General features: G+C 59.5%; 23 protein-coding genes. 7 read left to right on the forward strand and 16 right to left on the reverse strand.

Translation table 11 applies throughout. From position 1 onward, the window contains the following. Positions 1 to 307: 307 nt before the first annotated feature. The gene (locus tag ACN2XU_RS23200; RefSeq protein ID WP_419412733.1) at positions 308 to 1174 is read right to left on the reverse strand and encodes a LysR family transcriptional regulator; all 867 of its coding nucleotides are present in this window, start codon (positions 1172 to 1174) and stop codon (positions 308 to 310) included. A 125-nt stretch (positions 1175 to 1299) separates the two neighbouring features. Between ACN2XU_RS23200 and ACN2XU_RS23205 the strand changes: the two genes are divergently transcribed. Together ACN2XU_RS23205 and ACN2XU_RS23210 are read left to right on the forward strand one after the other, a co-directional pair. Continuing rightward, positions 1300 to 2280, forward strand: coding sequence for an aldo/keto reductase (locus ACN2XU_RS23205; RefSeq protein WP_419412734.1), 981 nt, complete (start codon positions 1300 to 1302; stop codon positions 2278 to 2280). Beyond that, entirely contained in the window at positions 2277 to 2663 is a 387-nt protein-coding gene (locus ACN2XU_RS23210; protein WP_419412735.1) for a carboxymuconolactone decarboxylase family protein, read from the forward strand. The genes ACN2XU_RS23205 and ACN2XU_RS23210 overlap by 4 nt, the downstream gene beginning before the upstream one ends. A gap of 185 nt (positions 2664 to 2848) precedes the next feature. Here ACN2XU_RS23210 and ACN2XU_RS23215 read toward each other — a convergent pair whose 3' ends face one another. Continuing rightward, positions 2849 to 3733, reverse strand: coding sequence for an AraC family transcriptional regulator (locus ACN2XU_RS23215; protein ID WP_419412736.1), 885 nt, complete (start codon positions 3731 to 3733; stop codon positions 2849 to 2851). 160 nt (positions 3734 to 3893) lie between these two features. On the opposite strand from ACN2XU_RS23215, the gene ACN2XU_RS23220 reads away from it, so the two are divergent. Together ACN2XU_RS23220 and ACN2XU_RS23225 are read left to right on the forward strand one after the other, a co-directional pair. After that, the gene (locus tag ACN2XU_RS23220; RefSeq protein ID WP_419412737.1) at positions 3894 to 4763 is read left to right on the forward strand and encodes an SDR family NAD(P)-dependent oxidoreductase; all 870 of its coding nucleotides are present in this window, start codon (positions 3894 to 3896) and stop codon (positions 4761 to 4763) included. A 12-nt stretch (positions 4764 to 4775) separates the two neighbouring features. Next, a complete protein-coding gene (locus ACN2XU_RS23225) occupies positions 4776 to 5585 on the forward strand; it encodes an SDR family oxidoreductase (RefSeq protein ID WP_419412738.1) in 810 nt (269 codons plus the stop codon). 113 nt (positions 5586 to 5698) lie between these two features. Here the strand turns inward: ACN2XU_RS23225 and ACN2XU_RS23230 are convergent, their stop codons facing one another. Then, positions 5699 to 7213 (reverse strand): fused MFS/spermidine synthase, encoded by a 1515-nt coding sequence (locus ACN2XU_RS23230; protein WP_419412739.1) that lies wholly within the window; start codon positions 7211 to 7213, stop codon positions 5699 to 5701. A 423-nt stretch (positions 7214 to 7636) separates the two neighbouring features. On the opposite strand from ACN2XU_RS23230, the gene ACN2XU_RS23235 reads away from it, so the two are divergent. Both ACN2XU_RS23235 and ACN2XU_RS23240 read left to right on the forward strand, forming a co-directional pair. Next, positions 7637 to 7978, forward strand: a complete 342-nt coding sequence (locus tag ACN2XU_RS23235; protein ID WP_419412740.1) for a hypothetical protein — start codon at positions 7637 to 7639, stop codon at positions 7976 to 7978. Between the two features lie 194 nt (positions 7979 to 8172). Next, the gene (locus ACN2XU_RS23240) at positions 8173 to 8496 is read left to right on the forward strand and encodes a hypothetical protein (RefSeq protein WP_419412741.1); all 324 of its coding nucleotides are present in this window, start codon (positions 8173 to 8175) and stop codon (positions 8494 to 8496) included. A gap of 515 nt (positions 8497 to 9011) precedes the next feature. Here ACN2XU_RS23240 and ACN2XU_RS23245 read toward each other — a convergent pair. The 7 genes from ACN2XU_RS23245 to ACN2XU_RS23275 all read right to left on the reverse strand — a co-directional run bounded on the left by ACN2XU_RS23245 (position 9012) and on the right by ACN2XU_RS23275 (position 16371). Further along, positions 9012 to 9401, reverse strand: coding sequence for a type II toxin-antitoxin system death-on-curing family toxin (locus ACN2XU_RS23245; RefSeq protein WP_419412742.1), 390 nt, complete (start codon positions 9399 to 9401; stop codon positions 9012 to 9014). After that, positions 9398 to 9622: an AbrB/MazE/SpoVT family DNA-binding domain-containing protein gene (locus tag ACN2XU_RS23250; RefSeq protein ID WP_419412743.1), complete on the reverse strand. Its 225-nt coding sequence runs from the start codon at positions 9620 to 9622 to the stop codon at positions 9398 to 9400. The genes ACN2XU_RS23245 and ACN2XU_RS23250 overlap by 4 nt, the downstream gene beginning before the upstream one ends. 86 nt (positions 9623 to 9708) lie before the next feature. Beyond that, a complete protein-coding gene (locus tag ACN2XU_RS23255) occupies positions 9709 to 11541 on the reverse strand; it encodes a TniQ family protein (RefSeq protein WP_419412744.1) in 1833 nt (610 codons plus the stop codon). A 48-nt stretch (positions 11542 to 11589) separates the two neighbouring features. After that, positions 11590 to 12540 carry a TniB family NTP-binding protein gene (locus tag ACN2XU_RS23260; RefSeq protein WP_419412745.1) on the reverse strand — a complete coding sequence of 317 codons (951 nt, stop codon included), beginning with the start codon at positions 12538 to 12540 and terminating at the stop codon, positions 11590 to 11592. A gap of 5 nt (positions 12541 to 12545) precedes the next feature. After that, positions 12546 to 14927: a TnsB C-terminal domain-containing protein gene (locus ACN2XU_RS23265; RefSeq protein ID WP_419412746.1), complete on the reverse strand. Its 2382-nt coding sequence runs from the start codon at positions 14925 to 14927 to the stop codon at positions 12546 to 12548. After that, positions 14927 to 15601: a hypothetical protein gene (locus ACN2XU_RS23270; protein ID WP_419412747.1), complete on the reverse strand. Its 675-nt coding sequence runs from the start codon at positions 15599 to 15601 to the stop codon at positions 14927 to 14929. The genes ACN2XU_RS23265 and ACN2XU_RS23270 overlap by 1 nt, the downstream gene beginning before the upstream one ends. A 197-nt stretch (positions 15602 to 15798) precedes the next feature. Then, positions 15799 to 16371: a very short patch repair endonuclease gene (locus ACN2XU_RS23275; protein WP_419412748.1), complete on the reverse strand. Its 573-nt coding sequence runs from the start codon at positions 16369 to 16371 to the stop codon at positions 15799 to 15801. Positions 16372 to 16382: 11 nt separating this feature from the next. Between ACN2XU_RS23275 and ACN2XU_RS23280 the strand changes: the two genes are divergently transcribed. Continuing rightward, positions 16383 to 17876, forward strand: a complete 1494-nt coding sequence (locus ACN2XU_RS23280; protein WP_419412749.1) for a DNA cytosine methyltransferase — start codon at positions 16383 to 16385, stop codon at positions 17874 to 17876. Positions 17877 to 17897: 21 nt separating this feature from the next. On the opposite strand, the gene ACN2XU_RS23285 is transcribed toward ACN2XU_RS23280, so the two are convergent. The 6 genes from ACN2XU_RS23285 to ACN2XU_RS23310 all read right to left on the reverse strand — a co-directional run. Next, positions 17898 to 19988, reverse strand: coding sequence for an AIPR family protein (locus ACN2XU_RS23285; RefSeq protein WP_419412750.1), 2091 nt, complete (start codon positions 19986 to 19988; stop codon positions 17898 to 17900). Beyond that, positions 19975 to 20943, reverse strand: a complete 969-nt coding sequence (locus ACN2XU_RS23290; protein ID WP_419412751.1) for a PD-(D/E)XK motif protein — start codon at positions 20941 to 20943, stop codon at positions 19975 to 19977. Before ACN2XU_RS23290 ends, ACN2XU_RS23285 begins: the two co-directional genes overlap by 14 nt. Then, positions 20930 to 23686: a Z1 domain-containing protein gene (locus ACN2XU_RS23295; protein WP_419412752.1), complete on the reverse strand. Its 2757-nt coding sequence runs from the start codon at positions 23684 to 23686 to the stop codon at positions 20930 to 20932. Before ACN2XU_RS23295 ends, ACN2XU_RS23290 begins: the two co-directional genes overlap by 14 nt. After that, positions 23683 to 25194 (reverse strand): ATP-binding protein, encoded by a 1512-nt coding sequence (locus tag ACN2XU_RS23300; RefSeq protein WP_419412753.1) that lies wholly within the window; start codon positions 25192 to 25194, stop codon positions 23683 to 23685. The genes ACN2XU_RS23295 and ACN2XU_RS23300 overlap by 4 nt, the downstream gene beginning before the upstream one ends. 235 nt (positions 25195 to 25429) lie before the next feature. After that, a complete protein-coding gene (locus ACN2XU_RS23305) occupies positions 25430 to 26278 on the reverse strand; it encodes a hypothetical protein (protein ID WP_419412754.1) in 849 nt (282 codons plus the stop codon). Positions 26279 to 26466: 188 nt separating this feature from the next. After that, the coding region (locus ACN2XU_RS23310) for a PDDEXK family nuclease (protein ID WP_419412755.1) at positions 26467 to 26955 on the reverse strand (489 nt) is incomplete at its 5' end.

Raw genomic sequence — 26955 nt, forward strand, 5'->3', positions numbered from 1 at the left:
ATCTGCTCGTCGGTCAGCCAGTAAAGGTCGCTCATGTCACCGCTCCGTTTTTAGAGCCGTGAATCACGCAGCGCTTCAAAAATCAATGCATCCTGACCCTAGGGAAGGCCGCGCCACAGCGTCGAGAGCTCGCGCGAAACGCGGCTCCGGGCCGGGAGCGACGTCGTGCGAAGGGGCGACCAGGGGTTTGCCCTTGCCGCGCCGCCGCATGACCGCTTCGAGCCCACTTTGACCAGTGCTGCAGGCGGGATGAACGGTCGCTTCCCGGATTTTGTCTGGCCATGGCAATCGGGCCTTATAAATCGGTTCAGGAGGTGCCAGCTTTGCTAAGAGCGCCCCGGTGCTCCGACACAACCTCGCGCAGGAAGGTCGCGACGGCCTGCACCCGACGGGAGGATGCGAGATCGGTTTGCGTCACGAGCCAGATCGGCTGGTCGATGCCCAGATCGGATTCGAGACAAACCAGGTCGCGCGGCTGCGCCAGCAAATGCGGCAACACGGCGAGGCCCAACCCCGAAGCACAGCCCGCCACCTGGGCTGCAAGCGAGGTGGTCACGACCGCCGGTGCCCGACCGCGAAGGGCACGCTCGATCCACTGGGCGGCGGGAAGGTGGCCGTATCCCTCGGCCCAAGCGATGAATTCGTCACGCTCGAGGTCGACTTTAGAACCTCCGGCGTGGCCCTCCATGTATGACTGCGCACCATAGAGGCCGTATCCAAGCGTTCCGATACGCTGCACCGAGACATGCCCGCGGTCGGGCTTGGTCATGCGCAGCGCGATGTCCGCGTCACGGCGGTGCAGGTTCACGGTGGCGATGTCGGTCGCGATTTCCAGCGTCAGCCGCGGATGGGCGCGGCGCAGGCGCGGCAGCGCGGGCAGTATCAGCGCGGTCGCGAGGTTCTCGGCCGTGGCAAGGCGAACGGTTCCCGATACTTCTGGTTTTTCCGGCAGGCCTGAGCTGAAGGCCCTTGCCGCGGCTTCCATCTCCTCAGCGCGTTCGACCAGAGCCGCGCCTTCTTCGGTCAGCCGGTAACCTGTGTGGTGTCGCAAAAAAAGTGGGCGCCCGAGACTGGTTTCCAAGCGCTCGATCCGCCGGGAAACAGTCGCCAGCCCGATGGAGAGTGCCGAGGACGCGCCGCTGAGCGAGCCCGACCGGGCGACGGCGAGGAACACGGGGACGTCGTCCCAGAAAATGTTATGCCTTTCCATTATCGGAATTCCGCTTCCCATTCCTGGCCATTCACCAACGCGTTCGGAAATGCCACCTTCTTGTCAATCATACAAGATAGGAGAAAGACATGAAACAACGGACACTTGGCACAGACCTTACGGTTTCGGCGCTCGGCCTTGGCTGCATGGGTATGAGCGAGTTCTACGGACCTCGGGACGACGACATATCCATGCGTGTCCTTCACGAGGCGGCCGAGCGCGGGATCGATTTTCTCGACACTGCGGACATGTACGGTCCGCATCACAACGAGGAGCTGATCGGTCGCTTCCTGACCGAAACATCGGCATCCATGAAGGTCGCGACAAAATTCGGGATCGTCCGCGCGCCGGGCGAGTATCGTCGCAGTTTGGACAATGGGCCGGACTATGCGCGGCAGGCATGCGAGGGCTCGCTAAGACGCCTCGGCGTCGAGCGGATCGACCTCTACTACGTCCACCGGGTCGCGCAGGATCGACCAATCGAAGAGACGATGGAGGGACTCGCGCGCTTGGTCGACGAGGGCAAGATCGCGCGGATTGGCCTCTGCGAGGTCAGCGCGGAGACGCTCCGACGAGCACATGCCGTGCATCCGGTGACGGCGGTGCAGACGGAATACTCCCTTTGGTCCCGCGGGCCGGAAGACGAGGTCCTGCCCACGTGCCGCGAACTTGGTATCGGCTTCGTCCCGTATTCCCCGCTTGGGCGCGGGTTCCTGACAGGACGCTTTCAGGATGGTCAGTTCGAGGAGGGGGACTTTCGCGCCTCACTGCCTCGGTTCCAGAACGATGCGGCGCAGGCGAACCGTCGGATTGCCGATCTCGTGGCAGGGATGGCAGAGCGGAAGGGCTGCACATCCGCGCAGTTGGCGCTCGCCTGGCTTCTTGCGCAGTGCAAGGACATCGTCCCGATCCCCGGTACGAAGCAGTCGAAATACCTGCGCGATAACGTAGGAGCGGCGGAGGTTGCGCTCTCGGAAGCCGATCTGGCAGAAATCGATGCTGGTCTCGCAGAGCGGCCGGTCTCGGGTTCGCGCTACACTGCGGAAGGCATGAAAGGGGTGGACGCATGAGCCGCGCATCCGATCGTCTGACCCGCGCCCTTTGCCTTCTCGACAGCCTTGAGCCGGGAGCGCCGGAACGCGTGCAAGGCAATCTCGACGCGTTCCTCCCAGAGACGGCAGAACTCGTCCTCGGATACGCCTTCGCGGACATTGTCGGGCGCGACGGGATCGACCTCAAGACGCGCGAAATGATGACGGTCGCCATGCTTGCGGCCATGGGCACCGCGCAGGGGCAACTCGAGTTCCACATCCGCGCGGCAATGAATACCGGTGTAAGCCGCAAGGAAATCGTCGAGATCGTCCTGCAGGTCTCTGTCTATGCCGGCGTACCTGCTTGCATGAACGCAATCACGGCTGCCAAGAAGGCATTTGAAGCCGCCGAGAAAAACTAATCGGAGATACGCATCGCTGTAATTCGTGGACTATGCCTCGAACGGCAGTATCGTCCCTCACTGTTGACCTTGCCGCCTGGATTATGCTGCGCGGTGCCATGAAGATCCGGTATGCGGAAGCCGTGCTGCGGCAATAGTGATCTTGTCCAATGACCGGTATGGGCCGGACTTGACCATCCCTGCGGTCACTCCGCAGCCAGTGCGGCCCGATCCCGGCGCGGGGACAGGCCGAACTTCCGTGCGTATTCGCGCGAGAATTGGGCCGAGCTTTCGTAGCCCACGCGAAACGCCACGTCCGACACCTTGGCATCCGAGGCGCGTAGCGCGTCGCGGGCGTGCAGCAGGCGCAGGTCCTTCTGGTATTGCAGGGGCGAGGTGCCCGTGACGGCCTTGAAGTGCTCGAAGAAGGCGGACTGGCTCATGCCGACGCGATCGGCGATCTCACCCACGATTACCGTGCGCGATAGATCGGACTGGATCTCGCGCGTTGCCTGAAAGATGCGGCTGGCGGTGGTCTCGTGCCAGAACAGTCTCTGCAACGCGTCGCCATGGGGGCCCAGCAGCAGCCGGGCGTGGATTTCCTGCCGGGTGATCGGGGCGAGCATCTGGCGCGTCTCTTCGCCCGCGCATTGGTCGAGGTAACGGGTCAACGCGTCCTGCATCGCGGGATCGGTCGGGCACAGCGTGATCGAGAACGGGTCGTGGCTGCGGGCCGCGCGCACGGGCGGCAGGGCCGGCGCGAGGCCGCGCAGCAAGTCGAGGTCCAGCGGGAACACCAGCGCGACATAAGGTGCCTCGGGCGTCGCCTCGGTGATGCGTGAGATGACCGGCAGGGCATGGCTGACGATCAAGGATTGGCCAGGGGCAACGGTCAGGCTGTGCGCCCCCGCGCTGACTTGTTTCGCGCCTTGCAGGATCAGGCACAGCAACGGGCGATAGACGGTGGTTTGTTGCGGGCTGGGGGCTTGGAACCGCAGGAAATGCATCCCGCTGTCAGTGTGGGCGAAGCTGCCCTGAGGCAGCCCGGCGCGATCCATCAGTGCCGTTGCGCGATCCAGCAACTCTGTCATGCGGCTCTCCCTTCATGGACTTCGTAGCACAACCGAGGTTGCTTTTGTGATCAAAAAATCCGTCTGACGGAGGATCAGACAAGTATTTCGGACAATTGAGAAAGAACCGTATCCGCGCACGGAGTATCGTCATCCTATCAACAGGACAGGGATTGGACGGATGGCAAAGATCTTCATCACCGGCATCGCAGGCGGCTTTGGTTTGCCGACCGCAAGGGCGCTATTGGCGCAGGGGCATCAGGTGGCGGGCAGCGTCCGCAGCCGCACGGGGCGCAACGCCGACACCATCGCCGCGCTTGAGGCCCTTGGCGCACTGATCGTCGAGATGGACGTGACCGATACCACCAGCACGGATGCGGGCGTGGCCCATGCGATCACCGCTCTGAACGGACTCGACGTGCTGTTCAACAATGCCGGGATCGGATGCTACGGCATTCAGGAGTTGATGTCGCCCGAGGACATGAACCGCGTTTTCGATGTCAACGTCACCGGCGTGCAGCGGGTCATGCGCGCCGCCCTGCCGCATTTCCGGGCGCAGGGGCGCGGTACGATCCTGTATACCTCCAGCCTGATCGGGCGCATCGCGACGCCGTTCTACGGCACCTACTGCGCGTCGAAATGGGCGCTGGAGGCTGTCGTCGAATGCTATCGCACGGAGTTGTCTGGCTTTGGCATCGAATCCTGCATCATCGAACCGGGCGCCATGCCCACCGCTTTTTTCGACGGCTTGATCATACCGGATGATCCCGCGCGCGAGGCCCAGTATGGCGATTTCGCCGCCGTTCCGGCCACGTCGGCGCAGGGACTGGCGCAGATGCTGAAGGCCACGCCCGACCAGCGCCCCGAGCGCATCGCCGAGGCCGTCACCGCCCTCTTGGCTTTGCCCTTTGGCGAAAAACCCTTTCGCACCGTCGTCGACCACACCGGCGTCGGCCCCGAGATCGAACGCTACAACACCGCGCTGCACGACGTCACCCGCACCGTCCTGACCAATTTCGGCATCGCCGACATGCTACGCCTCAACGCCTGAAGGAGCCTCCCCATGCCCACCATTCTCATCACCGGCGCGTCCTCCGGCATTGGCCGTGCTACCGCCCTGCGCTTTCACTCCGAAGGCTGGAACGTCATCGCCACGATGCGCAATCCGGCGGGGTCTGACCTGTCCGACCTCGACAATGTGCTGGTCACGCGCCTTGACGTCACGGACACCGCGTCGATTGAAGCTGCGGTAGACGCAGGTATCGACCGGTTCGGCGCCATCGACGTTCTGCTAAACAATGCGGGCTACGGCGCCTACGGCCCGCTCGAAGCCTTCTCGACCGACCGCATCCGCCGCCAGTTCGATACCAACGTGATCGGCCTTCTGGAGGTGACAAAGGCCGTCCTGCCCCAGATGCGCGCGCGCCGGTCGGGCACCATCGTCAACATCTCTTCCATTGGCGGACAAATCACCTTTCCACTGGGCACACTGTATCACGGCACCAAGTTCGCCGTCGAAGGCCTGTCCGAGGCGCTGCATTATGAATTGGAGCCGCTGGGCATCCGTGTGCGCATCGTCCAGCCGGGAATGATCAAGACCGACTTCGGCGGGCGGTCCTTCGACTTTGCCATGGGAGACGACCTGACCGACTATGCGCCCACTGCCGCCGCAATGGGTCGGCTCTTCGGCAAGCTGGCCTCGGACCCGTCATCGCCGGAGGCTGTGGCCGAAGTGATCTGGCAGGCCGCCCACGCACCCGGCGATCAATTGCGCTTCCGCGCCGGGCCTGACGCGACCGACCTTCTGGACCGGCGCAAGGCGCAGGACGACGCCACGTTCATCGGTGGCATCAAGGCGCTCATGGCCGAGTGATGCCCTTAACAGCGGAAGCGGCACGATGCCCGCTTCGGCACTCTTCGCTGCGGCAAACGACCCTTGTGACGAAAGGCAAGTCAGGGCCGGAACCACCAATCAGATCGACGGCACTACCTATGCCCAACCCAACCGTGGTCATCGGTGAAAGCGCGTGCGGCAGTGACTTTTGTCGGGCTATACGCGTTTGAAGAATTGTCGAGAGGCTCAAATGCGCGCGAGGATGCTGCGAGGAGGATGTTGGTTCGACCCAAGGCATTCAAATCGCCCTCGACGGCTTCGACATTTGGATAGAGCTTCTGCAAGATCGCATGCACGCCGCGTGCAAGGGGGCCGTCGGGAGCGTCCAGGAGGTTCACGTAGACGGGACCGTTAACGATCTGCTTCAAGCGGGCGAAGGTTTCCATGGTGGCAAGGTGCGCAGGAACCGAGCTGGACGAAAACGCATCCATCACGGCTGCGTCAAAGCGTTGCGAGGTCTCGTTCAGATAGACGCGGCCGTCGGCGTGGACGACGCCCAGCCGGCCGTCAGCATCCGTATCGGTGGCATCATAGCCGGTCTGCGCGATCATCGCCGAAGCACTTGGCATATGGTCGCGCACGACCTCGGTCACCAGCGGGTCGATCTCGACGGCCACCGCGCGCGCTTCTGGTCGCGAGGCAAGCAGTTTGGTCGGCAGCGAATACCCGCCCCCACCGATGAACAGCACCGAGGCGTCGGGGCCAAGATCATGATCCATACGCGCCCAAAGCCAATCGGTGTAGCTCAAGGCCAGATCAACAGTGCCCTCGCCGGGCGTGATCCGCTCGGCTGCCTGTATGGTCCCGTCCGAGATCAGCCGCACCTCGGGTCCCCGGTGGGCGACATGCAGGCAGGACAGGCCGCTTTCGAATTGGCAGGCGGGGGATCCGGCAACGCCCGCAAAGGCGACGAAGGCCCCTGCCGCAATGGTCACGCCCGTCTGGCCCGACTCCCCGCCCCGCACAAACGGCAAGCAGAGCAACGTCACCGCCCCGCAGGCGGCGAAGGTCGCCGTTGAGCCGATCAGCGGCAAGGTGACGAACCCGGCGAGGATGGCGCCGAAGATCGCCCCAACCGACCCGGCGGCCAGAACGAAGCCCAAGGATGATCCCTCCCTTCCCGGCCGGGCTTCGATGGCGAGCTGAGCCAGCAAAGGGGACGGCAGCGTCACACAGACCGAGGCCGGGAAGAAGACGCAGAACACGCTGAGCATCATCCCGTCCGTGCCGCGCGCACCCCAGGAATGGAACAGGCCCAGCAGCGTCGGCGACACAGCCATGAGCACCGCCGTTGCGACAAGCGCGCTTCGGACGTTCTTCAACGCGATGGCGCGCGGGCGCTCTGCGATGATCCCGCCGAGGGCGCTGCCCAGTGAAAAGCCTCCCAGAACCGTCGCGATGACGGTTGTCCAGGTCAGCAGCGACGTGCCAAAGAACGGCGCGAGCACGCGACCTGCGGCGATCTCGTAGGTCAGGCCCACGGCGGACAGGACGAGGATCAGGGCGATGGTGACGGGAAAGCGGATGGCGGACTCCTTGTCGTTTGAGATGAGAGCGGGCCAGCCCCCTCCGGTCGTTTGACGTAGCGGGTTTATCGGGAAAATCATGGTTCTGCGGACACAAAGGCTGACGGGGTCAAGATTCTGCTTCCGTTGCACCCTGAACCAACGATCTCCTGACTGAGCGTTCCGACCAGCAGCTAAGACAAGGCCAATGCCGGGGACTTTGACGCACGTCTAGCGGTTCGGCTCAATCCCGCCGCCGCCACAAGCGGTGCAAGAACTGGATCGAGACGCCTGATGCCGCGAGCGCCTTGTCCTTCTCAATATCTCGATTTGAACAAAGGAGTCGCCGAACAACAAGCCAGACACCCCCGAGAACTTTTTTCCAAAAATCCGCTTCGTCTCTCGGCGATGTGGCCAATCTCCTTTTTGCCAAGGCGCAGATGGGCACTGCGCGGCGGTCTTGAATGCCGACCCGAAAACTGTCGGCGCACGAAACCTGCAAACGGCAAGAAAAGGAGACTGCCAATGCCCAAGGACCTCTTCCATGTCACCCCCGCGGCGACATTCATTGTCACGAACTGCACGGCGCTGGATCACGCGGCGTTGCTACTCGGTGGATCTGCCGCGCAGAAGCGGGTCCGCAAGCTGGTGGATGACCTGACGACGGCTCCGCTGCTCACACGTCGCCATCATCGTGAACTCGATGCGCTCGAGGATCTGCTGTCGCTGCGCCACGTGCATGATGACGAGCGAATCGAAGCCGCGCGGTTTGCGACAATCGACCCTTGCGACCCGGCGGTCGAAGAGATCTGCGTCCTGCTCGACGAGCTTCGGAACGCCCGAAAGCAAGAGCTCTGGTTGGTTTGAAATCCAATAGCGCCGCAGGGCACCACCCTTGATTCGGTTCGAGTGCCGCCAACAATGCAACCATCAAGGAGCCAGATATGCATATCCCAAACTCAATCGAAAACATCGCACTGCAAGCCATGATCGATTGCGCCGCGCTTCGGGACCTTCTTTGCGGCGTTCATGACCTGATGACCTGATGACCTGATGACCTGATGACCGTGTCTCTGCGTCATGGCTTTTGCAAGTTGATGAACCAAAGCCGTGAAGACGGGATTTTCGATCCTGCCGGCTTGGACCATGCCTGCCATCTGCAGCAGCGCCTGTTGCGCGACATCGACGGCTGGGGCGGTGCGCCGATGCCCGCGCGCAGCGACGAGGGTGATCTGCTTTGGCTCGGCGGGACGGATGAAAGCCGCGCCCTTGCTGAAGTTGAACGGCGTCTCGACCAGTTCATCACCAAGGCGTCATTCGTCAGTCGCGCTCTCGAAGCGGAAGTCGCCCTCGAACGACGGCGCGCGCAACTCGGCGCCGCCTGACACCAGGAAGGAGTCCGTTGAAAACAAAGGCCGGTCACGGATCCCCGTGGCCGGCCTTCTGTCGTATGAGGCTCAGATCGCGCCCGAACGCAGCGCGAAACTGCCCCAAAACTTTCTTCAGCAAGCCCAGCCGTGTTTTCTTTGGCGACCGACGCCCTGGGGCTACCTGCTTGAGCGAATGACCCGGAAATCCGGTGAAAACGACCCTCTCAGGCCGTTTTCACGCCGATGGACACCAATTGCCTGCGCAATGGACATCAAACCGTGCAAAATGGACAAGAATTGGCTGCGCCGATAATATCTGTGTCGGTGCAGCCAATAAATGACCATCCGTGGAAATCAACTGATTGATTTTGTTGTCATGGCTTGCAGAAGGCGCGATGCTGATGTCCATTTTGCAAGCGATACCTGTCCATTCCCCGAACCATAGCCATCAGGTAGCAGCCCAGCCGACATACAAGAAAGCCCCGTCGATGAATCGGCGGGGCTGAACAACGATGCAGTATCCAAATTTTTCATTCAAGCGGTGACATACCTGCGGCAAGCCATTCGGCGAATTCGGCTTCAGTCATGTCGCCCGAAGCCAAGTTCTCCATGGCGCGTACGCCCTCAACTGGTTCTGGCCGGAAAGTAAAGCCTTTCAGACGGAGAAAGGTGACTGCGGTCACAAAAGCGGTTCGCTTGTTGCCGTCGACAAATGCGTGTGCCTTCGCAATTCCGAATGCATAGGCTGCCGCGACTTGGGAAACATCGGCTTGGGTGTATGCGGCCAAGTTCATGGCCCGAGCGCATCCCATCTCCAGAAGCGCGCCATCCCGCAGACCGGACGCACCTCCGTGTCGAGAAATCTGCCGATCATGTATGACCGTCACAGCGGCAATCGGCACCCAGACGAATTTCGTCATGCCAAGGCTTGCAGCATGTCCCGGTTTTCATCCATGACGAGCTCTGCCGCTGCGAGTGCTTCGACGACGGAGGGGTCATGCGCCATCAATTTCAGGCTGCCATCATCCCCACGCACCACGAAGAGACTGTCCCCTTCTTTGGCATCGAGGATGGTCAGCATTTCGGTGGTCAAAGTCATGACGGCAGAGTTGCCGACCTTGCGGATTTTCGTCTCGATCATTGTAGCGCCTCCGTATTCACAAAGGTATATACCGCAAGACGTTGCCGCAGGCAAGTCATAGCCAAAGGCAGATAGGGGCCATTATGTTACATGCCGAGGACCCGATGTGTATCAGCGCGATGGTAGAGGTCTGCACCGATTTCGGCATGGGAAAATGCGGGGCGGATGCGGGCATGGCGCATATGACGGGAGAAGCTCTCCGCGCCCATCCCGAAGAGCTCGAGTGACCGGGAAGGACTGATCAGGTTCGCCGCGACCCGGGCCACCTCATCAGCATCGAAACGGTGGATGACATGAGACCCCTGCCCCGATTGGATGATCCGCGACGACAGGATGCCGCGATCCACCAGCGCCCAGCCCGCCTCGCTCGGCACCCGCAGGATTTCGAAGGCCTTTTGCGAAGAAAGACCCGTCAGCAGATCGCAGACCAGCGCCTTGACCGCCGCCGGATCGACGCGCAGCGCGGCCAGCCCTTCGCCTTCGACGCGCACGGCGTCAAGCAAATGACCGCCGAACAGCAAGTGCAAGACATCGACGCCATGGCACTTCGCTTTTTCCGCGGCCTTCGCGATGGGCACGAAGTCTGCCGGAGCGGTGGTGACCAAAGGCGCTGCCTGCGCGACCCGCTCCAGCACCCCGTCGATTTCATCCTGGGCCACCGCCTTGCGGGTCCGACCCGAGGCGTCTGGCCGATCACCGGCCAGTGGGGTCAGAAGGCGGTCGTCCATGAGCTGATCCGCCAGCGGACGGCTGCACCCCAGCGCCTTCGGCAAGGAGATGACCGTCACCATGCGCTGCATTTGCGCCGCGACCGTGCGGCCTGCCTGTGCGTCGAACGCATGATGCACTTGCTCGTCGGACGGGACGAGGCCCCGCGCGATCAGCAGCTTGCGCAGGGTGCGCGGGTCAAGCCCCTGCTCTGAGGCCAGCGACGCAACCGTGTGCAAGCGACGCTCCGGAAGCGTCTTGCCCAGAACTTCTGTCCCAGCCTCCAGCGCGAAACGGTCGAAGATCACCTCGCCCAGGATATCTGTCAGCGCGCCATGTTTGCCAAACGACCGTGCACCACTCATGGCGGTGTAAAGACGGCCAAAGACCTTCTGCGGTCCGGGCTTGCTGCTGCCGTGCTCGAAAGCATTGAACATGCCGTTCAGGCAAGCGCGGACGCCCGCCTCTCCCTGCGCCATGATCGCATAACCCACGCGCCCCGCCTTGTCGCGCTGATCGTCCGTGAGTTCGGCCAAGTTGACCGATGCGCCAAAGGCGACCACGGCGCCCAGCAATTCAGCGGCGCGCACCACGCAATCCAGCGCCTGAGCATCGAGCCATGCCGGGCCCGACTGCCCCTCGAGACGCGAGACGACGTAGGTTTGCAGCGGCGAAGCCGGGCGCGCAGGCTGTGCTGCGATCTCTGCCATCAGCGGCGCACCCGGAGCCGGGGCACGGTAGCCCAGTTCGAGCAACTCGCCATCGTGGAAATCCTTGTCGAGCCGGACCAGAGCAATGCCGTGCTCTGGACAGGTCCGGACAACATCGAGCGCCCAGAACCAGCGATGGCGACGCACCTTGGCGGGGTGTCCTCCGACGGTCTGATCGTCAGCGCACAGGCAGGCCGGGCAATATGCTGTCTTCGGCCGCGCAAAGAACTCCGCCGGCAGCACATGCCCGCGCAAACGGTAAGCCCGCTTGCCAACGCGGATAGGCGTGTTGTGTTCAAGCGCCGCGCGATCCGTTCCGGACACCTCTGCCAGCCGTGCAATGGCCTCCGGCTCTCCGGACACCATTGCCATGGGAGCGATGCCGACATCCCGCAGGAAAGCCGTCAAACGCCCGCCGGTGTGGAACGCCGCCAAACGGGCGGCGAAGGACAGTGCAGATTCCAGCACATCGAATTCAAAGTGAGGCTTGAGAAGCGACATGGAACTGTCTCCGGAGATTTCAGAAAAGGAGGGGGGCGCGAAAGGGCGTCAGTCGCCGGTGATGCGTTCCACATCGATTTTCGACCAATAACGCGTGAGGTAGACGTTTTCCGCAGGGGCGCAGCTGGACTTGACCGCATACGCCTCGACAAAATGCCCGCGTTCCAGCGCGGTCGCACCTTCATCCAGGGCAATGTCGATTGTATCGAGAAGGTATTCGATAAACTGTCCAAGGCGCGACTGCGCAGCATGGATCATACGGCCAAGCAACTCATCCTCAAAGCTCGGCGCATCAAGTCCAGCCTTCCGGCAATAACTGGCGACGATGCCGCGCAACATGTCTGCGTCGGCGCCTGCATCGATATCCTGAAGACGCATCTTGTTGAAACGCCGCGTGATCTGCCTGTCTGTCGCCGCGATCTGCTGAAGGGCATCGACCCCGCTCAGGATGACGATGACAGAGCCCTCGCCCTGCATCTGCGCCTTCAGGAGGTTGAGGATATTCTGGGTGTCCTTCGGGCTCGATTTGCCGAACAGGTCCTGCGCCTCGTCGATCCAGAGGACGATTGTCCCCAGCTCGGACAGCCGGTGCCGCACGATATCCCAAATTTCCCGTTCGACACGCCGTGTGTTGACGTCCGGGTATTCAGTGGCTTTGAGGATCGCGACACCAAGACCTTTCGTCGTGGCCGGGCTCGGCACGCGGGCTGCAATCCAGGGGCGCTGACGCGTTGCATCGGGTTGCATCGCGGGATGGCGCGAAAGGGCACGCTCGATCATCCGCGTCTTGCCCGCGCCGGACTTGGCCAGAACCATGAGGCCCCGGGTCTCAAACGTGCGGGTAAAGTGGCGCGGGATCGGCAGGGTGTTGCCTTGCCCGTCGGTGCGAAGAAGCCGGTCAAAAACGGCTTCGAATTTCTCGTCGCGCGCGGTCGCGATGTACGCATCCCGCAGCTCCTGGCCAAGGTCCTGGCCAGAGGGGGTCTCCATGGTGCACATGAGTGTCATTCCTCGAAGGTAAATCCGTTGGTGTCATCGGATGCGTCAGGCGCGCTGCGCCCGCTCCGTCGACGCCGGGGAAGTACGTTCGAAGTGTTCGGCGCGGAAAAACTTTTCGGGTCGGTTTCGGACGACGTGGTTACTGAATTGCTTTGTTCCGCGGAAGGCGTGAGGACCTCGTCTGCGTCCAAAGCATCCTCGTTGTTATAGACCTGCGCCTCTTCGACCGCCGCGACACCGTTCGGTGCGGCATTCCCGAAGTCGGCACCATGATTGCGTACGGCGGATGGGTCGTCGTTGTTCAAGCGCTTACGCAGCGCCGTGCCGTAGCGCGGAGCCTTGCTGCCCTTGGAGGCCACATCAACCGCAGGCTCCTTCTCCTCCGGAAAATCGAAGCTCATCAGGAAGCTGTCTTCGATGCGCTGCACTTCTTCCTCGGAAAACGCCTGATGGATGACGCCTTCGCGACGGACGGCCTCGTCATTGATTTCCTTGATGGCCTGGATCGCCTTGGCGATCACCAGCGCGTTCACCTCCATGCTGCGTCGGCAGCGGGCATTGATCTCGACCAGTGCAAGCCGCCATTCTCGAGCCGTCAGCCCCTTGGCCCAAGAATGAACCGCGGGCACACGGATCCAGTCTGCATTGCCCAACTTTACGAAGATCCCGCCGAGATCGCTCGGATGCCAGCGCACAGTCATTTTGCGTTTCCTGTGCCGCATCATCCATTTTGCCAGGACGCGGTTGTGGTAGCGGATGTTCATGATGGTGATACCGTCGCGCTGAAGCTCGCGGGTTTCTTCCTGTCCGAAAGCAAGCAGACGGGTATTCTTGTTCGGCGGCGGGGTCACACCGAATTTCCGGCTGAGCCGGTTCCAGCAATCGAACGGTGTTTCCTTGGACAGCCCCTTATGGGGTTTCAGATGATAAACGTCGACGATCCATCGTGTCAGGATCTGGCAAAACTCCTCGACCGTCAGAGCGGCGGTCTTGTCGGGATCGCTGTCGCCCTTTTCTGCGACACTGCGGAAAGTCCTACCGCTCAGGCGGCCCATCAGCTGAACCCCGATGGTATCGAACATGCGCTCGATGCGCCCTTTTTGGCGGGGATCCCCGGCGGGACAATGCTCATAGTCGAGGCCGCATGCGATGGCGGCCTGGCGGACCCGCTCCGAGATGTTGTGTTCGCCGCAATCACCGAGGATCAGCCCCGGCTTGCCATGCATGTGCCAGGATGATTGCGCGCCGGCGGCTTCTGCGAGTTTATGCTTGTCCTCGAAGATCATCGCCATGGTCGCCAACGCGCTTTCGGCGGTGCAGGTCAGCGAAATCGTCATCCCGAGAATGCAACGCGTCGCCGCATCGATCACCATCGTGACCCAGACCCGGATTTTCTTCTTCGCAGAGAGCCGCTCCTTCATCTCGGCAGGAATGAAGTCCCAGACGCCGAGCTTGCCGACTATCGTCTTGAGGTCCGTGTGATACTCATCGAACATCACGACTTGAAGCGGGCGTTCCGCCTTAAATCCCTCACCCACAGGCGAAAACTCATCGCGGGCGGAGTCATGGCCAAACCGAGCAAGATGGGATTCGAAAGGGTCGAGCTGAAGGATCTTCCTCCGGATGAAATCACGCGAAGGATTCAGAAGCAGCGGCGGCTCACCTTTGCCACCTTCCATCTCGTGCTTGCGCCTGCGCCGCTCGTTTTCGAGCGTGATGGCAGTACAGACATCTTCATGGATCTGGGATTGTGTAGGCTGGTTCCCGTGCATGAAACCGGCAATGATCGGAAGAACGAAAGCGTTCAATTCGGGCGAGTGGCGCGCTTCGCGATTGCCGCAGCCACGCCGGTTATCGTAGAGGCCGATGGCCCCCTTCTGTTGGAATTTCTTTTTCCAGCGCAAGAGTGTCTTCGGTGAATGCCACGCAGGCCGGACAGTGTCTCCATTCACCTTCAAAGCGTACAGCTTTTCCGCACGCTGGATGATGTCCTCCTTGGCTGCCGCGATCGAATCCTCCATGAATTTCACACGCTTCTCGCGATGCAGCTCCAGCAGGGCCTGCACGAGCACTTGGCGCCGTTTCGCAGCCTGATGTTCGTCGGGCGTCCGCGACGCCACGAATTTGGCCGTTTCCATTTCGGCATATGCCGAACCGGAGTGCACCGGTTTCGTCACCGGGTTATGGGTCAGCTTTCCAAGTGCTGCGTAGTGCGCCAATTGGGCATTCGTGAATTCCTGCGGAACTCGGTGTCCAGACTGCGGAAGAAAGGCGTATCTCCCGTCCAGCCTGTGCAGGACAGTCCAGGCAGTCTTGTCGAGAATGACCTCATCGCCCGTTTCAAGAGCATATTGAGGCGTTACATCGCTGGGAACCATATCCAACATCAGTTTGCACTCCGACGCACGAGTGTATTCTCACCGATCCGTTCATGATGGATGGTTTCCAGCTCTCCGCACCGCAAAAGGCGCACGATGGCGCGGAAACCCTGGCCATCGAAGCCCACCAAGTGCTGGAAATCCTTGATTTGGATGGCGCCTTGCAGGGTTTGCAAGACGCGCCGCGCGGCCGCATCAATGATCGGTTCGTCCTGACGCATCTCGTGGAACATGACCGCATTGTGGAGGTCGATCGGGTCGAGATCATCTTCGGTCATGAGGACCACGTCTTCGGCAAAACTTGCGGGCACCTCCGCGGCGATGGTCTCGAGCTCGCCCATCAAGCGCGCACTTTCCGTCCTATGAGACCCTTTGACCATGATTGCGACACGCGTGCCGTCATCATGGCTGACACGGAAATCGAAATAGTGGGTCGCTTTCTTTCCATCAGGCTTAGTCCATTCGCAAGGAACCTGATTTTCGATCGCGACGACGTCCATCCTGGCGATCAGGCAAAGGCACGTCATGTATTCGGTGTGGCTTTCGAAATCGAGGTGGCAGGGGTCGTCTGCAGTCCCCAGGACCATCTGACCTGTGAAGTGATTGCGGCGCCCTTTCGCCACCTTTCGGGCGCCGGAGATTTTTCTCGGCATGACGAACGTGCCGTCGGGTGTGATGTACATGAGTCACCTCTGCGTGAAGCTGCGTGGAGGTGGACGGCTCGTGTTCCTTCTCTCGAGCCGAGACGCTTCTGCGTGCTCACGGTGCCAGACCAATGTTCTGTCCCTCGGGAGGCCTGGCGTGTCCGACGGGGACATTGGCTGATCGAAAAATTTCGGAAATAAACAAAGCGTTTTCAATATAGAAACAAAAAATCAGACTATCCACTTCGGAAATCTTTAGCCTCATCGATTGCAAAATCTGGCCACCCCACTTCGGCAAATCGGACAGAGTGATTTGGACCAAGCCTGATGAAATCCTCAATTATATCAATGGCCTCTTCCATTCTGACCTTGTCGAGAGAGCACTCCCAGACCACGAGAATGCGCCACCCTTTCTCCATGAGCCCCTCGACCGCAACAGCATCTCTTTCGACATTGGCCTGAAACTTTTTCGCCCAAAAGGAAGCATTGCTGGACGGATTGGTGGCCTTGGCGCATCCGGAGTGGCGATGCCAGAAACAGCCGTGCACCTGAATTGCAGTCTTCCATTTCGGCAACACTACATCTGGCCGCCCGGGAAGTCGTTTGTCATGTATACGAAACCGAAAGCCTCGCGCATGCAAAGCCCGGCGCACAAGCATCTCAGGCTTTGTATTCGTCGCCCTGATCCCCGCCATCATCCGCGATCGCGTTGTCTTGTCCACCACATCAGTCATGAGGTCGATGTAGCAATCCGGGTCGTATTTTGCACCTGGCACTGTTGGAGAAACCTGGTAGAGATGTACGCCCAACAAGGATTGTCATGACCCAAGAATTTGCCATCATAGATCTGTTTGCCGGGCCGGGCGGGCTCGGTGAAGGGTTTTCGCAGGCTGGTCGTGCTGCGGATGCAGGGATGAAAATCCACCTGTCCGTGGAGATGGATGATCACGCCATCCAGACGCTGCGCTTGCGCGCTTTCCTGCGGTCTTTCGACGAGTTTCCACAAGAATACTATGATGCCCTGAACAAGGGAGAACCACTCCCTGACTGGTCGGAGTTGTATCCTGCGAATTGGAAGCTTGCAGAGCAGGAAGTCAAGCAGCGGGTCCTCGGCGGCGATGGAGTGTTCGAAGAACTGGCGGTCGAACTTGACCGGGCCCGAGAAAGCCATGCGGGAAACACGATCTTGATTGGCGGCCCCCCCTGTCAGGCCTATTCGCTCGCGGGCCGTTCACGGAACAAGGGCAAAGCCGATTACGTGCCAGAACAGGACGAGCGGCACTACCTTTATCGTGAATACGTGCGCATTCTTGATCGCCTGAACCCGGCGGCATTTGTCATGGAAAATGTCAAAGGCATGTTGTCCAGCAAGGTCGATGGCGGAGGCATTTTCAGCCGTGTTCTCGATGATCTCGAGGCTTCCGGAGATGGCTATCGACTGCTCCCTCTTGCGAAACCGACACCCGAGGATGGTAGCCGGGCGGAGGCGCGCAGCTTCCTGCTCCGAGCCGAGGACCATGGTGTGCCTCAGGCTCGCCACCGTGTCATCATTCTCGGGGTCCGCAAGGACATCGCAGAACGTCTGCATCTGAATGGATCGATCCTTGGGGAGCCCCAACCTCAAGTCACCGTCGGTGAAGCCATCACAGGCATGTGGCAGCTGCGCAGCGGTTTGAGCAGGCAGGATAGCGTCGACGGGTGGCAGAAAGCTGTCCGTGAACAGGCTCTTGCCATCACCAATGGCATCGACATTCCCGATGAAGTGCGGGCAATCGCACGCGCGATCGCGTCGGCCAACGACCTGCCTGACCGTCGCAATAGCGGCTGGAAGGGCGAAAAGGTACCAATGCCGGATCATCTCCAAGCCTGGTTTTCCGACGAGCGGTTGCGTACAACCCTGCATCACGAGACCCGCGGCCATATCCCCGGAGATTTGGGGCGTTATATGTACTCGGCAGCCTACACCCATGTGTTCAAGAAGGCCCCGAAGCTGATCGACTTCCCGGAGTTTCTGCAGCCGGAGCACAAGAATCGCGGCTCCGGAGACTTTGCCGACCGTTTCCGCACGCAAGCAGCAGACAGGCCATCAACGACCGTGACCAGCCACATCTCGAAAGACGGGCACTACTTCATCCATCCGGATCCAAAGCAGTGCCGTTCACTAACTGTGCGCGAGGCCGCACGCTTGCAAACCTTCCCGGACAATTACTTGTTCTGCGGCCCACGCACGAAGCAGTATCATCAGGTCGGTAACGCGGTTCCACCTTACCTTGCCTATCAGATTGCAACCGCCGTAAGGCAGCTGCTGTCATGAGAATGGTGCGACGAGGACCGATCACTCAGCCGCCGTCGCCTCTTCGTTGACGCCGAAACCAGCGCTCTCCAACTTGGCGAGCACCTTGATGGCAACTGCAGTCTGGTTCTCGGTAGGTATACGGTTCGGGATTTTCGCGCAGATCCCCAAAACCTGATATTCCATAGAAGTCAGAAGCTTGTGCGTCCGCCCCCAGTTCCGCGCTTCATCCCAGAACTTCGGCCCGAGTTCGAAGACCCGAGTTTGATCCTCGACGCTCTTGGTCAATCCGGCGTCTTCCTTGATCTCGTCGTCCTCACTGCGCGCCTCCTCGGGTTCGATAAGCATTCCCTTGAAGTCTTCCGGGTAGTCCAAATTCATTTTCCGGAAACGCTCCCAGCAGGCCTGCTTCTTGGCCCACTCACTCATGTTCCGAATGCCTTCCGGCGGGTTGGTAATAAGGCTCTGTGCTTCCGCTGCGGCAACCAGAAGAGCTTCTTCGAGAGCTGGCGGCACGTTCTGCATGCGCCAGACCCGCTGGAGGTCGACTTGCTTCTCCGCAGCTTCGGCGTCGTGCGCGACTTTTGCGATGGCGTAGGTCACGATGTTCGCGCGGTATCCGCCTTCGTACCATTCCTGGGCCGAGACCAGTTTTTCCAGCCTGCGGAAGATGATGGCCTTCGCGATCAATTGACGATACCAGACTTCGTCCACTCTGGCACCACTTTTGCCCCAGACTTTCTGGATCACCTTGGCGAATTCTGCGAAGTTCTTCTGAGCCCCCTTTGAGACCTCTTCCGGACGCCCATTCCAGGAGTTTTCGAACTTGGCCAAATCTGTTTTGGTAAAGAACTGTGACTTCGGGAATTCGGCATCCCATTTGCTTCTCTGGGCGGGGGTTTTCTTGGCCCGTTCATCCGCGAATTGGCCCCGCGCCCGCTCATAGAACCATTTCGTTTCCCGATATCCATCGGCCCCGGCCGGCGCCAAGAGCTTGCGCGACAGTTCCTCGATGCGGATGTGGAACGGGTGATTGGCAAAGAAGTCCGCGGCGTTGACCTTGTTCTGGCTGTTGGCGAATTCCGAAATCTGCGGGACCACAGTAGGCGCCAATGTCGGAGGGACGACATTCAGCTTCATCTGGACATAGATATCCTTGAGCCCTTCACCAGCCAGCTTGCGAGCAGCATGGATCGAGGCTGTCGTCTGTCCACCGTTGACGATCTGAAGGTTGTCGGCGCTGGTTATCACCAGACCATCTTCTGTCTTCTCACAGACCACGTTTTCGGCCGTTGCCGAAAGTCCATTGTTGTAGGCAAAGAACATTTGGGGATCATCCTTGATGGTGTCCCTGATACCTCTGTTCACCTTGCCGCGCGCCTGAAGAAAGCTCCTCACATTGGCCTCCAGCAGACGGGCGCCCCATCGGTCGTAAATCTGGGCAAGCTGCGCACCCGGAATGACTGCGAGGTAACTCTCCAGAGCCGTATCTGCACCTGATGCCCGAAGGACCGGTACTGCACCACCGAATTCTCCCGCGAAATCAATCGTCAGATCTTCGCGGGCTCTGCCTTGCTCGAGGTATGCCTGAAGGCGTTTCAGATCCCACGAACTGTATGTGACAGGCTTGCCATTTATCTCACCTGCGGGTTTCGCGTCAGCTTTTGCCCGGCTGTCGGAATTGGTGACATAGATCAGTTTGATCTTTTGGATGACTGACCATCGGGTCTGAATGAGCTCGACCAATTGCGCGGCATCGCTGGTTTCCTCGAGTTCCTCGAGGAACTGCTCCTTCCTCGAATGTCTCAGGAACTCAACCAGTTTTGAAAACTGTGCCTTCAGATGCTTGCCGTCAGTTCTCCGAACTTCCGGCGTCAGCTGAAAATCGGTGAGAATGAGCGCGAGCTCTCCATTGGTGATACGGGGGTCGCCGCTATATCCGCTGACCTGCAATGACACTCTGCCGTTCTTGCCTGCATAATGGCAGTAATCGCATTCTTCGATCTCGCCAGCCTCGGTCAGGATCTCTCCGGCCTTCTCGAAGAATGCTTCATGGAGGTAAGCCCCCATGGCATCGGCGTCGCCCTGGATATCCGCGATCAAGCTGTGATGGAATTCCTCAAGCTCCGACATCCTGTGTGTCTCCCAATAGCAACGTCTTCAAATCTGTTGTCGTCTCGAAGCCGGTGCAGGCATCCAGACGTATCGAATAGGCCAGTTCTTCGGTCCCTGCCGGCAGGGGCGGGACAATCCTTGGAAAGCCCTCGACGACCTGAAACAGCCTCGCCGCTCCAAGGTGCCAACGACGCTCTGGTTCGACGGCATCTTCGGCATAGGGGCTTTCGGCGATGCGCTGTTCCCAAACGTCCAGCGCCGCGACATCATCTTCGAACAGCATCGCCGTCTTGTCCACATGGTCCTTCATGTTGTCACCCTCGGCATCCAATGCGGTGTCCACATCCTGAACGCGCAGGAATAACCGGGCCCCGACAATGTCCATCAGCTGTGCCTCGGACGAAATCCGGATCTTCGGATGGGCCGCGCTTCTTCGCGCCTTCACCTCGAAGAATATGCGCGGAAGCTCAAAGTCCTTGGCGCTGTCATCCGGCCCCTTCCATGCTTCGACAGCCTTGTATGGGCCGATGGCAGCGACAAGTTCCCGAAGGAAAGCAAGTTCGCCGACCAAGCCACGCTGTACTTCCAGCGGCATTCCCTGCTTGCCACCACGCAAAAGGTGGTGCCAGCGCATAGCCCGCCGAACCGCGCGCCCGAGAGCACCCTGAACATCTCCGGACTGCTCCCCTGCCGCAACCACATCCCGACATAGTGTTTCGAACAGGTCAATATGGGCGGACTCGAACAGGGTGACACAAAAATGATTGCAGCCCTCGACGACCCGGTAGAAAACGCCGACATGCTTGAGCTTCGGTAGGGGACGCACTTCGTCGATGTCGTCCGAGAGGCGCAAGACCAGCCCCGGAGAGCCATCTGCCATACGCACCCAGAAGAAGTCGAACCGTCCCTTGCTATCGACGCGCCGCGCCTCGTTCTCAGAGAGGCTGGCCCACGGTCCCTCAATCGTCTTCATATGCGCCATCGTCTTCCTCTTCGGAGCCGTAGATTTCGCGGAACTTCACCATGTTGATGATGTATTCCACCCGATCGTTCGGTTTGGCGGATGGTGGAAGGCTGATGCTCCAGCCGATCACAGGACGCTCGGGCAGTCGGTCGAGCACGGTCTTGTCGCGCAAATGATCGATGTCCCGTTGCTCCGGCTTGCGAACCTGCACGACATGAAGCACGAACAATGGCTTGTCGCGCACTTGGCGATAGATCCGGTCAGGGAACGACGGGCGCTTACCCGGCTCCTTTCCGTCAAGCTTTTCCGCTGCAAGATACGCCGTCTCAGCTTGCTTCGCCTTTTCCTCATCGACTCCGATGCGCTCCACGCCTCGAGATGCGATCCGCGCGCGTTTGCCGCTCATGGATAGGAGATGATCCCCAAGGTCGGCGTATCCAATGCGACGCATCTGCGGTCCGACGGTCCAGCCGCCAATGTCAAAGCTGTCAGCCTCGCTCGCAACGTCGGTGACAAGGACGTCCCAAAATTTCAGTTCGTCATCTTGCCGATCGCGAATGTAGCTGCGGACCGGCCCAGTTTGGGTCAGGAAGGCTTGATCATGGTTGCGCCAGCTCAGCAGAAACTGGTCGATCAATTCAACCGGCACATCCTTCAAGAGATGGCCACCATTCTTCTTTTCAGCTGCCTCCGGTCCGAAGCCTTGGGCGGCCATGTCTTCCAGCAGACGGATAGCGGCCTCTTCGTTCGCTTCGAGTTCCTTTGGCTTGGCCGTGATCTTGGCCGTCTCGACCCAGGCGTTGGACAGGCCGATCAGGATGTGTTTCTGGCCTGAACCCATCTTGTTGCGGGCAGTGACCAAGAGAGATGCCGGGTGGCTGCGGACAGCCAAACCAAAGTCTGAAGGCGTCGCCTTGGCCTTTTCCATCTTTTTCAATTCGAGGTGTAGCTCCTCGCTCGCCTCGGCGATGTGGGCATACCAATCGATCGCTTCGGAAGGCATCCAGATGCGGCATAGATCCTCATAACCGCCGCGATATCCAAACCACCGGCCCATCTGCATCAGCGTGTCGTACATCATCGTATTCCGCAGGAACCAAGTGACTGTCAGCCCTTCGAGCGTGAGGCCCCGCGACAACGAGAAGCCGCCAACAGCAATGACCGTCTGACCAACATTGGATTCGCCGGAATAGTCGAGGCCATTGGCGCGGCTGTTCACCTCCACGACCTTCGCCGCAGCGACAGCTTCAAGCATCGCGGCAAGTACCTTTGACCAGTTCGGCTCGGCGCCGTAGTATTCCTGCTCCCAAGTCTCATGCAGCTCGGCAATCATGGCGTCACGCAAGGCGGACTCCCCGCGCGCACCGTTGACACGCAGCGAGTCCTGGATGGCGCCAACGTATTGGTGCAACCGGTTCCGCAACAGTCCTTGCACCGCCGTGAAGCGGCTCGCATTCACCAGCATAGAGCAGTGCTTCGAGGCTTGGCCGCGCAGGTTCCGGATTGTCCGCGCGATCAGGAATGCTCGCACGGCCTCTTTCAGACTTTCAGGAAGCTCATCAACCATCTGGTCGATACGGTGCTTCATCGGCAGAACATCTTCGTTGTCAGTGATATAGCGCAGCCAGACAGGGTCGCCGTCATCGGGAATTCCGTCGATGAAGATCTTCTTTGCGCCAAAATAGTTCGATGGCGCGTCCAGCCCGACAATGAAGTGTTTCGGAAAGAGATCTTCCTTTAGCGCTTCGTCATACTGGTCCGGATCAACGAAGATGTTTGCGAAGGGTGTTGCCGTGTAGCCCACGTAGCAGCTGCGGTGGAACATGTTCAGCAGATCCCGGATCTGCCCGTTGATCTTTGTGATCTCTTCCTTCGAATACTTCGTGTTGATCGAAGCGTTGTCGGCCTCGTCATCGATCAGCAGCATTGGCTGGTCGATCATCTGATCATCGCCCCGGGCGCTATTCTCGCGCAGCCAGTCCAGCAGGTTGCGCAGCGTGTTGTGGTTCTTCTTGATGACCAGAACCACCGGAACCTTGTAGGAATCGATCTGACTGGTGTTCGTGGACGCAGTGTCCTTGCGGAAATCAGCGAGCGTGTTGGTCAGGCTGACCGGGACATGGCGGTCATCGAACAGGCCGACACCGATGGCGCGGTTGCCCTTCTTGCCCTGTGTTGCCAGCCGACCGGTGTCACGACCGATGAAGCCTTCGTCGATCCTCTCCTGGGTCTGGTTGCGCAGGTTGTTGTGGATGCCGGCGATCACGACGATCAAGCGATAACCCGCGTCAGCCGCCTTGCAGATCAAGCCAGTGTAGTTCGCTGTCTTGCCACTCTGGACGTGACCGACGACCATCCCCCGGCGATCCCATTTCTCGTCGAGACCTGGGTTGCCCAAGCGACCGAGGATGCGGTCGGTCAGTTCGTCGGTGGTGGTGATTACGTCCTGTGGCAGGCCGTTCTTGTGCAACAGCTTCTTGTAGCGGTCCCAGTAGAACGGGTCGATGGACGCCTTCGCCTCGTCCAGCCAAGGGCGAAAGCTCTCGTCATCGACCATCGCCCCGAGCCCCATCGTGATGCCGAAACGCTCCTCGATATCGCGTGCAAGCTGTTCGAGGACATCCGGCGCGGCATTCACGTTCAGCGCCACATTCATCGTGGTTATGAAGGACCGCAGTTCGGTACCGCTCTTTCGCTGATGTGCCAGAGATTGCGAAACGACATCATCAAGATGCTTGAGCTCTGCGGTCACGAGGGTTCTCCCTGTATTTCTTCGACAAGTTGTCGAATCGCGTCTTTGTGGTGGATGAACGGCTCCGTGGAGCATAGCGCCCGCACCACGTCATTTCCTGTCATGTTGGAATGCAGCAAGGCCCTGATGGCTATCTCGGCCGAGTCCGCAAAGTCGGCGAAATCCGCCGCGTCTTGGGTCACATCTTCAGCGCCGCCCAGCATGTCCGCATGCAATGCAGCAATGGGCAGCCCACTACCGAGGAGATTGATGCAGGTCCTGAACCCATGCCGGTACTCTTCGGGCAGCGCGGCGGCAAAACCGGTGATCGAGGGATGCTCGACGTTGGGGCGATAGACTATGCCACCATCTTTCTGAATGCGGTTCCAGAGCGGCAGATGCTCATCGGAAACAAGCTTCCGGCCCCGGCGCTGGTAGGTACGCTTCGATGTTCCCTGGAGTCGTTCGACGATCTTGCGCAAGCGTTCGCGAACGACTGGTGGCATTTGGGCCGATGCCTTTCGGACGTCGATCTTCCAGTCCGAATCCATGGTGTTCGGGATGTCGACGCGCACCCTCGCCAGCTTCGTCAACTCTGTCTGCCTCGCCAGCCCCAGCCAGCTGCCGGCGATGATAAGGCGGCGCTCACGATAAACGTAGAAGCCCTGAGACCTCAGATGGCCTTCGGGCCCACCAAGGTCATCCCAAGCCGTCTTCGACATCTTCTTGTGATGGGGAAGCGTGAAACACTGCGTGACGACTTCGCCGTTGAGCAGCGGCAAGATATCTTCAGGGTCCGTCTGAGTTGCAGGGTGATCCGTCGCGAAAGGGTCGATCGGTAAAAGCTTGCGGTCGTTCAACAGGATCCGCAGGGCAGGTTTGCTACCCTCCATGTAGCGGTGGAAGCAGAGCCGAAGATGACGTTCCGCGCCGGAAATGGCCTTGTTGATTTCGGCTGAGCGCTTTGCGGAATCATTGCGGTAGTTGGTCGATAGACGGTCAAGCTTGCGCCAAAGCACGATGGTTCCGGTATCCGGCAACCTGTCCGCGGCCGGAGTCTCGGTCAGATCATCCTCGAGATCGACGCGCCAATCGTTGGTTTCAGCGACTTTGTCGAGATCCCATGTCGCAGCAGAGGTTTGACCATCCTTCCTGGAAATCACAGTCAACTGGCGGCATTGCGAAAAGCTTGCGCTCTTCAAGCCCAACCCAAACCGTCCGAGATCATGCCCTTCGCGCTCCTGAAGCGGATTCTTCGTCCCGGGCCGCATGGCTTCAATCAACTCGGGCTCGGACATGCCCGTCCCGTTGTCGACGATCGCGATCCATGGTTCATCCGAGGTCGTCTCGGCAAGAATTTCGACCTTGGTCGCCTTGGCAGTCACCGAGTTGTCGATGACATCTGCCAGTGCAGTTTCCAGGGTATACCCGAAATCCCTCATCCCCTCGATCAATGAGGCCGCATGCGGAGCCGCGTCTGCTTGTCGTTTTGCTGTACACACAACCATTTTCTTCCGCGACTTGATCAATGAAATTCTTTTCTACAGCCAGCTTCACACCATCAGCGACATGCCAATGTGAACACACCGCGCGCGTAAGTTGAAGAGAAAAAGGCATTTTTCGCAGGCCGCGTGCGACATCCCCAAGCTATTGCCAAGTGGAACCAAGCCAAACACAAGACGACCCAAAAGGGCCGAAAGCAGACTTTGCGGTTCAGCGTTGGTGCAGGTGCTCAGCTACTGCCATCGAATGCCTGCCACGATATCACAAGCCCCTTTCTTTCAGATACCGTCCAGTGCCGTCCATGATTTCATCTATCAGCTTGACGCAATGATCGCAGAATAACGGCGACATGTAATAGAGCCAAGGTTCTCCCGCCTTATCCACACTTGTGAACCAGGCGTCCGGCCACTTTTCGGATGCGACACGCTTCGAGAACTTACTGATGATCTCGGCTGGCCACAGAAACCCATTGTGAAACATGTTGTTGCGATAGGCGAAAAGAGCAGCGAGTGTTCTTTCATACCCAGCAGGCAAGTATGGCTGCAGCCCACATGAACCTGCCAACTGCTCGATGCCTTTCACGAGGTTCGTCTTGGGCACGTCCTTATCGAAGTAGATCTGCGGTCTCCAGAACTGATCGTCGGCGCGTTGCCGACGCGTGTCGCCCATGTCCTCAACTTGCCACCTCCTCAGCCCCGCGAAGATGGCAACGAACAGGGACTCCATAAAGGGTGCGAGCATCCCAACAGCGGACATGCTATGCGCGGAATCCATGAAGACCCGTGACCAGAAACGGTCATCGTGTAGCCGGTCCAACTGTTCATCGTTGGGGTTGGCGTTCAGCTGTTGCCTGAGCTCGTCGAATTTGATGCGGGACGCTTCTGCGGCTTGGTGATTTCGCTGCAGTAGTTCTTTTATTGCCGTCAGTTGATCGGCGGGAAGCCATTCGCCAAGAAGTTGGGATACATGGACGTCTGGCGGTAGCATTTCCAACCAGAGCCGAGACAAGGCTTCAGTGTCACCGCCAAACGGGGAAGGAGTTTCATTTTGCGTCATTCCGAGATTTTCTTCCGTTAAACATGTGCGCTTCGGATGGAGGCGAATTTTCATTATGGACTTCTCGTCGCAATAGCTGTGTTCTCTCGTTTTTTCGAGCAATTTCGATACGAAGCCTGTACTGACACCTCGCCATATCCCCACATCTTATGACCTCCGAGCACCAGCTCGAGGCCGCGTCTTGGCGACGACAGCGCTTCGCGACATTCTTTTAGTCGTTTAGAGAATAGGTGATCTGGCCATCACTGACGGTAACCCTTTTTCGAAAGCGCTTCTTCAACCTTGTCTCCCGCTAATTTTAGATCTTCTCGGATTTCTCGCCCAGCCACTCGGATTGGAGTAATTCCCATATCTTCCAATTCGGCGTTGATCCGCTGGTCTTTGCGCTGGTCTTTCTTCCTCTTGTGATGCTTCGTTCCGTCACAGAAAACCGCTACCCGCTCCTTCGGAAAGAAAAGATCTACGGATGCAAGAGTCTGAGTGTGGTGACGAAATTCAATATCGCGATACACGTCATATAGTGAAGGAAAACATTCCCCAGACCTATAGATTATCCATTGAAGTTCCGGGCGGAGGCCGCGCGATAGAAGCTCCTGTAGCATGAATCTCTCGATGTCGGAGTCCAGCCCCCAGATCTGGCGACTTTCCCACTTCCTAGGGTCAGGATTCAAAACCAATAGATGACGGTTGCGGCCAGAGCGATGGCTGAGAGGAAGACCCTGGGACAACGA

The sequence above is a fragment of the Pacificoceanicola niger genome (assembly GCF_048553275.1).
Taxonomy (GTDB): Bacteria; Pseudomonadota; Alphaproteobacteria; order Rhodobacterales; family Rhodobacteraceae; genus Pacificoceanicola.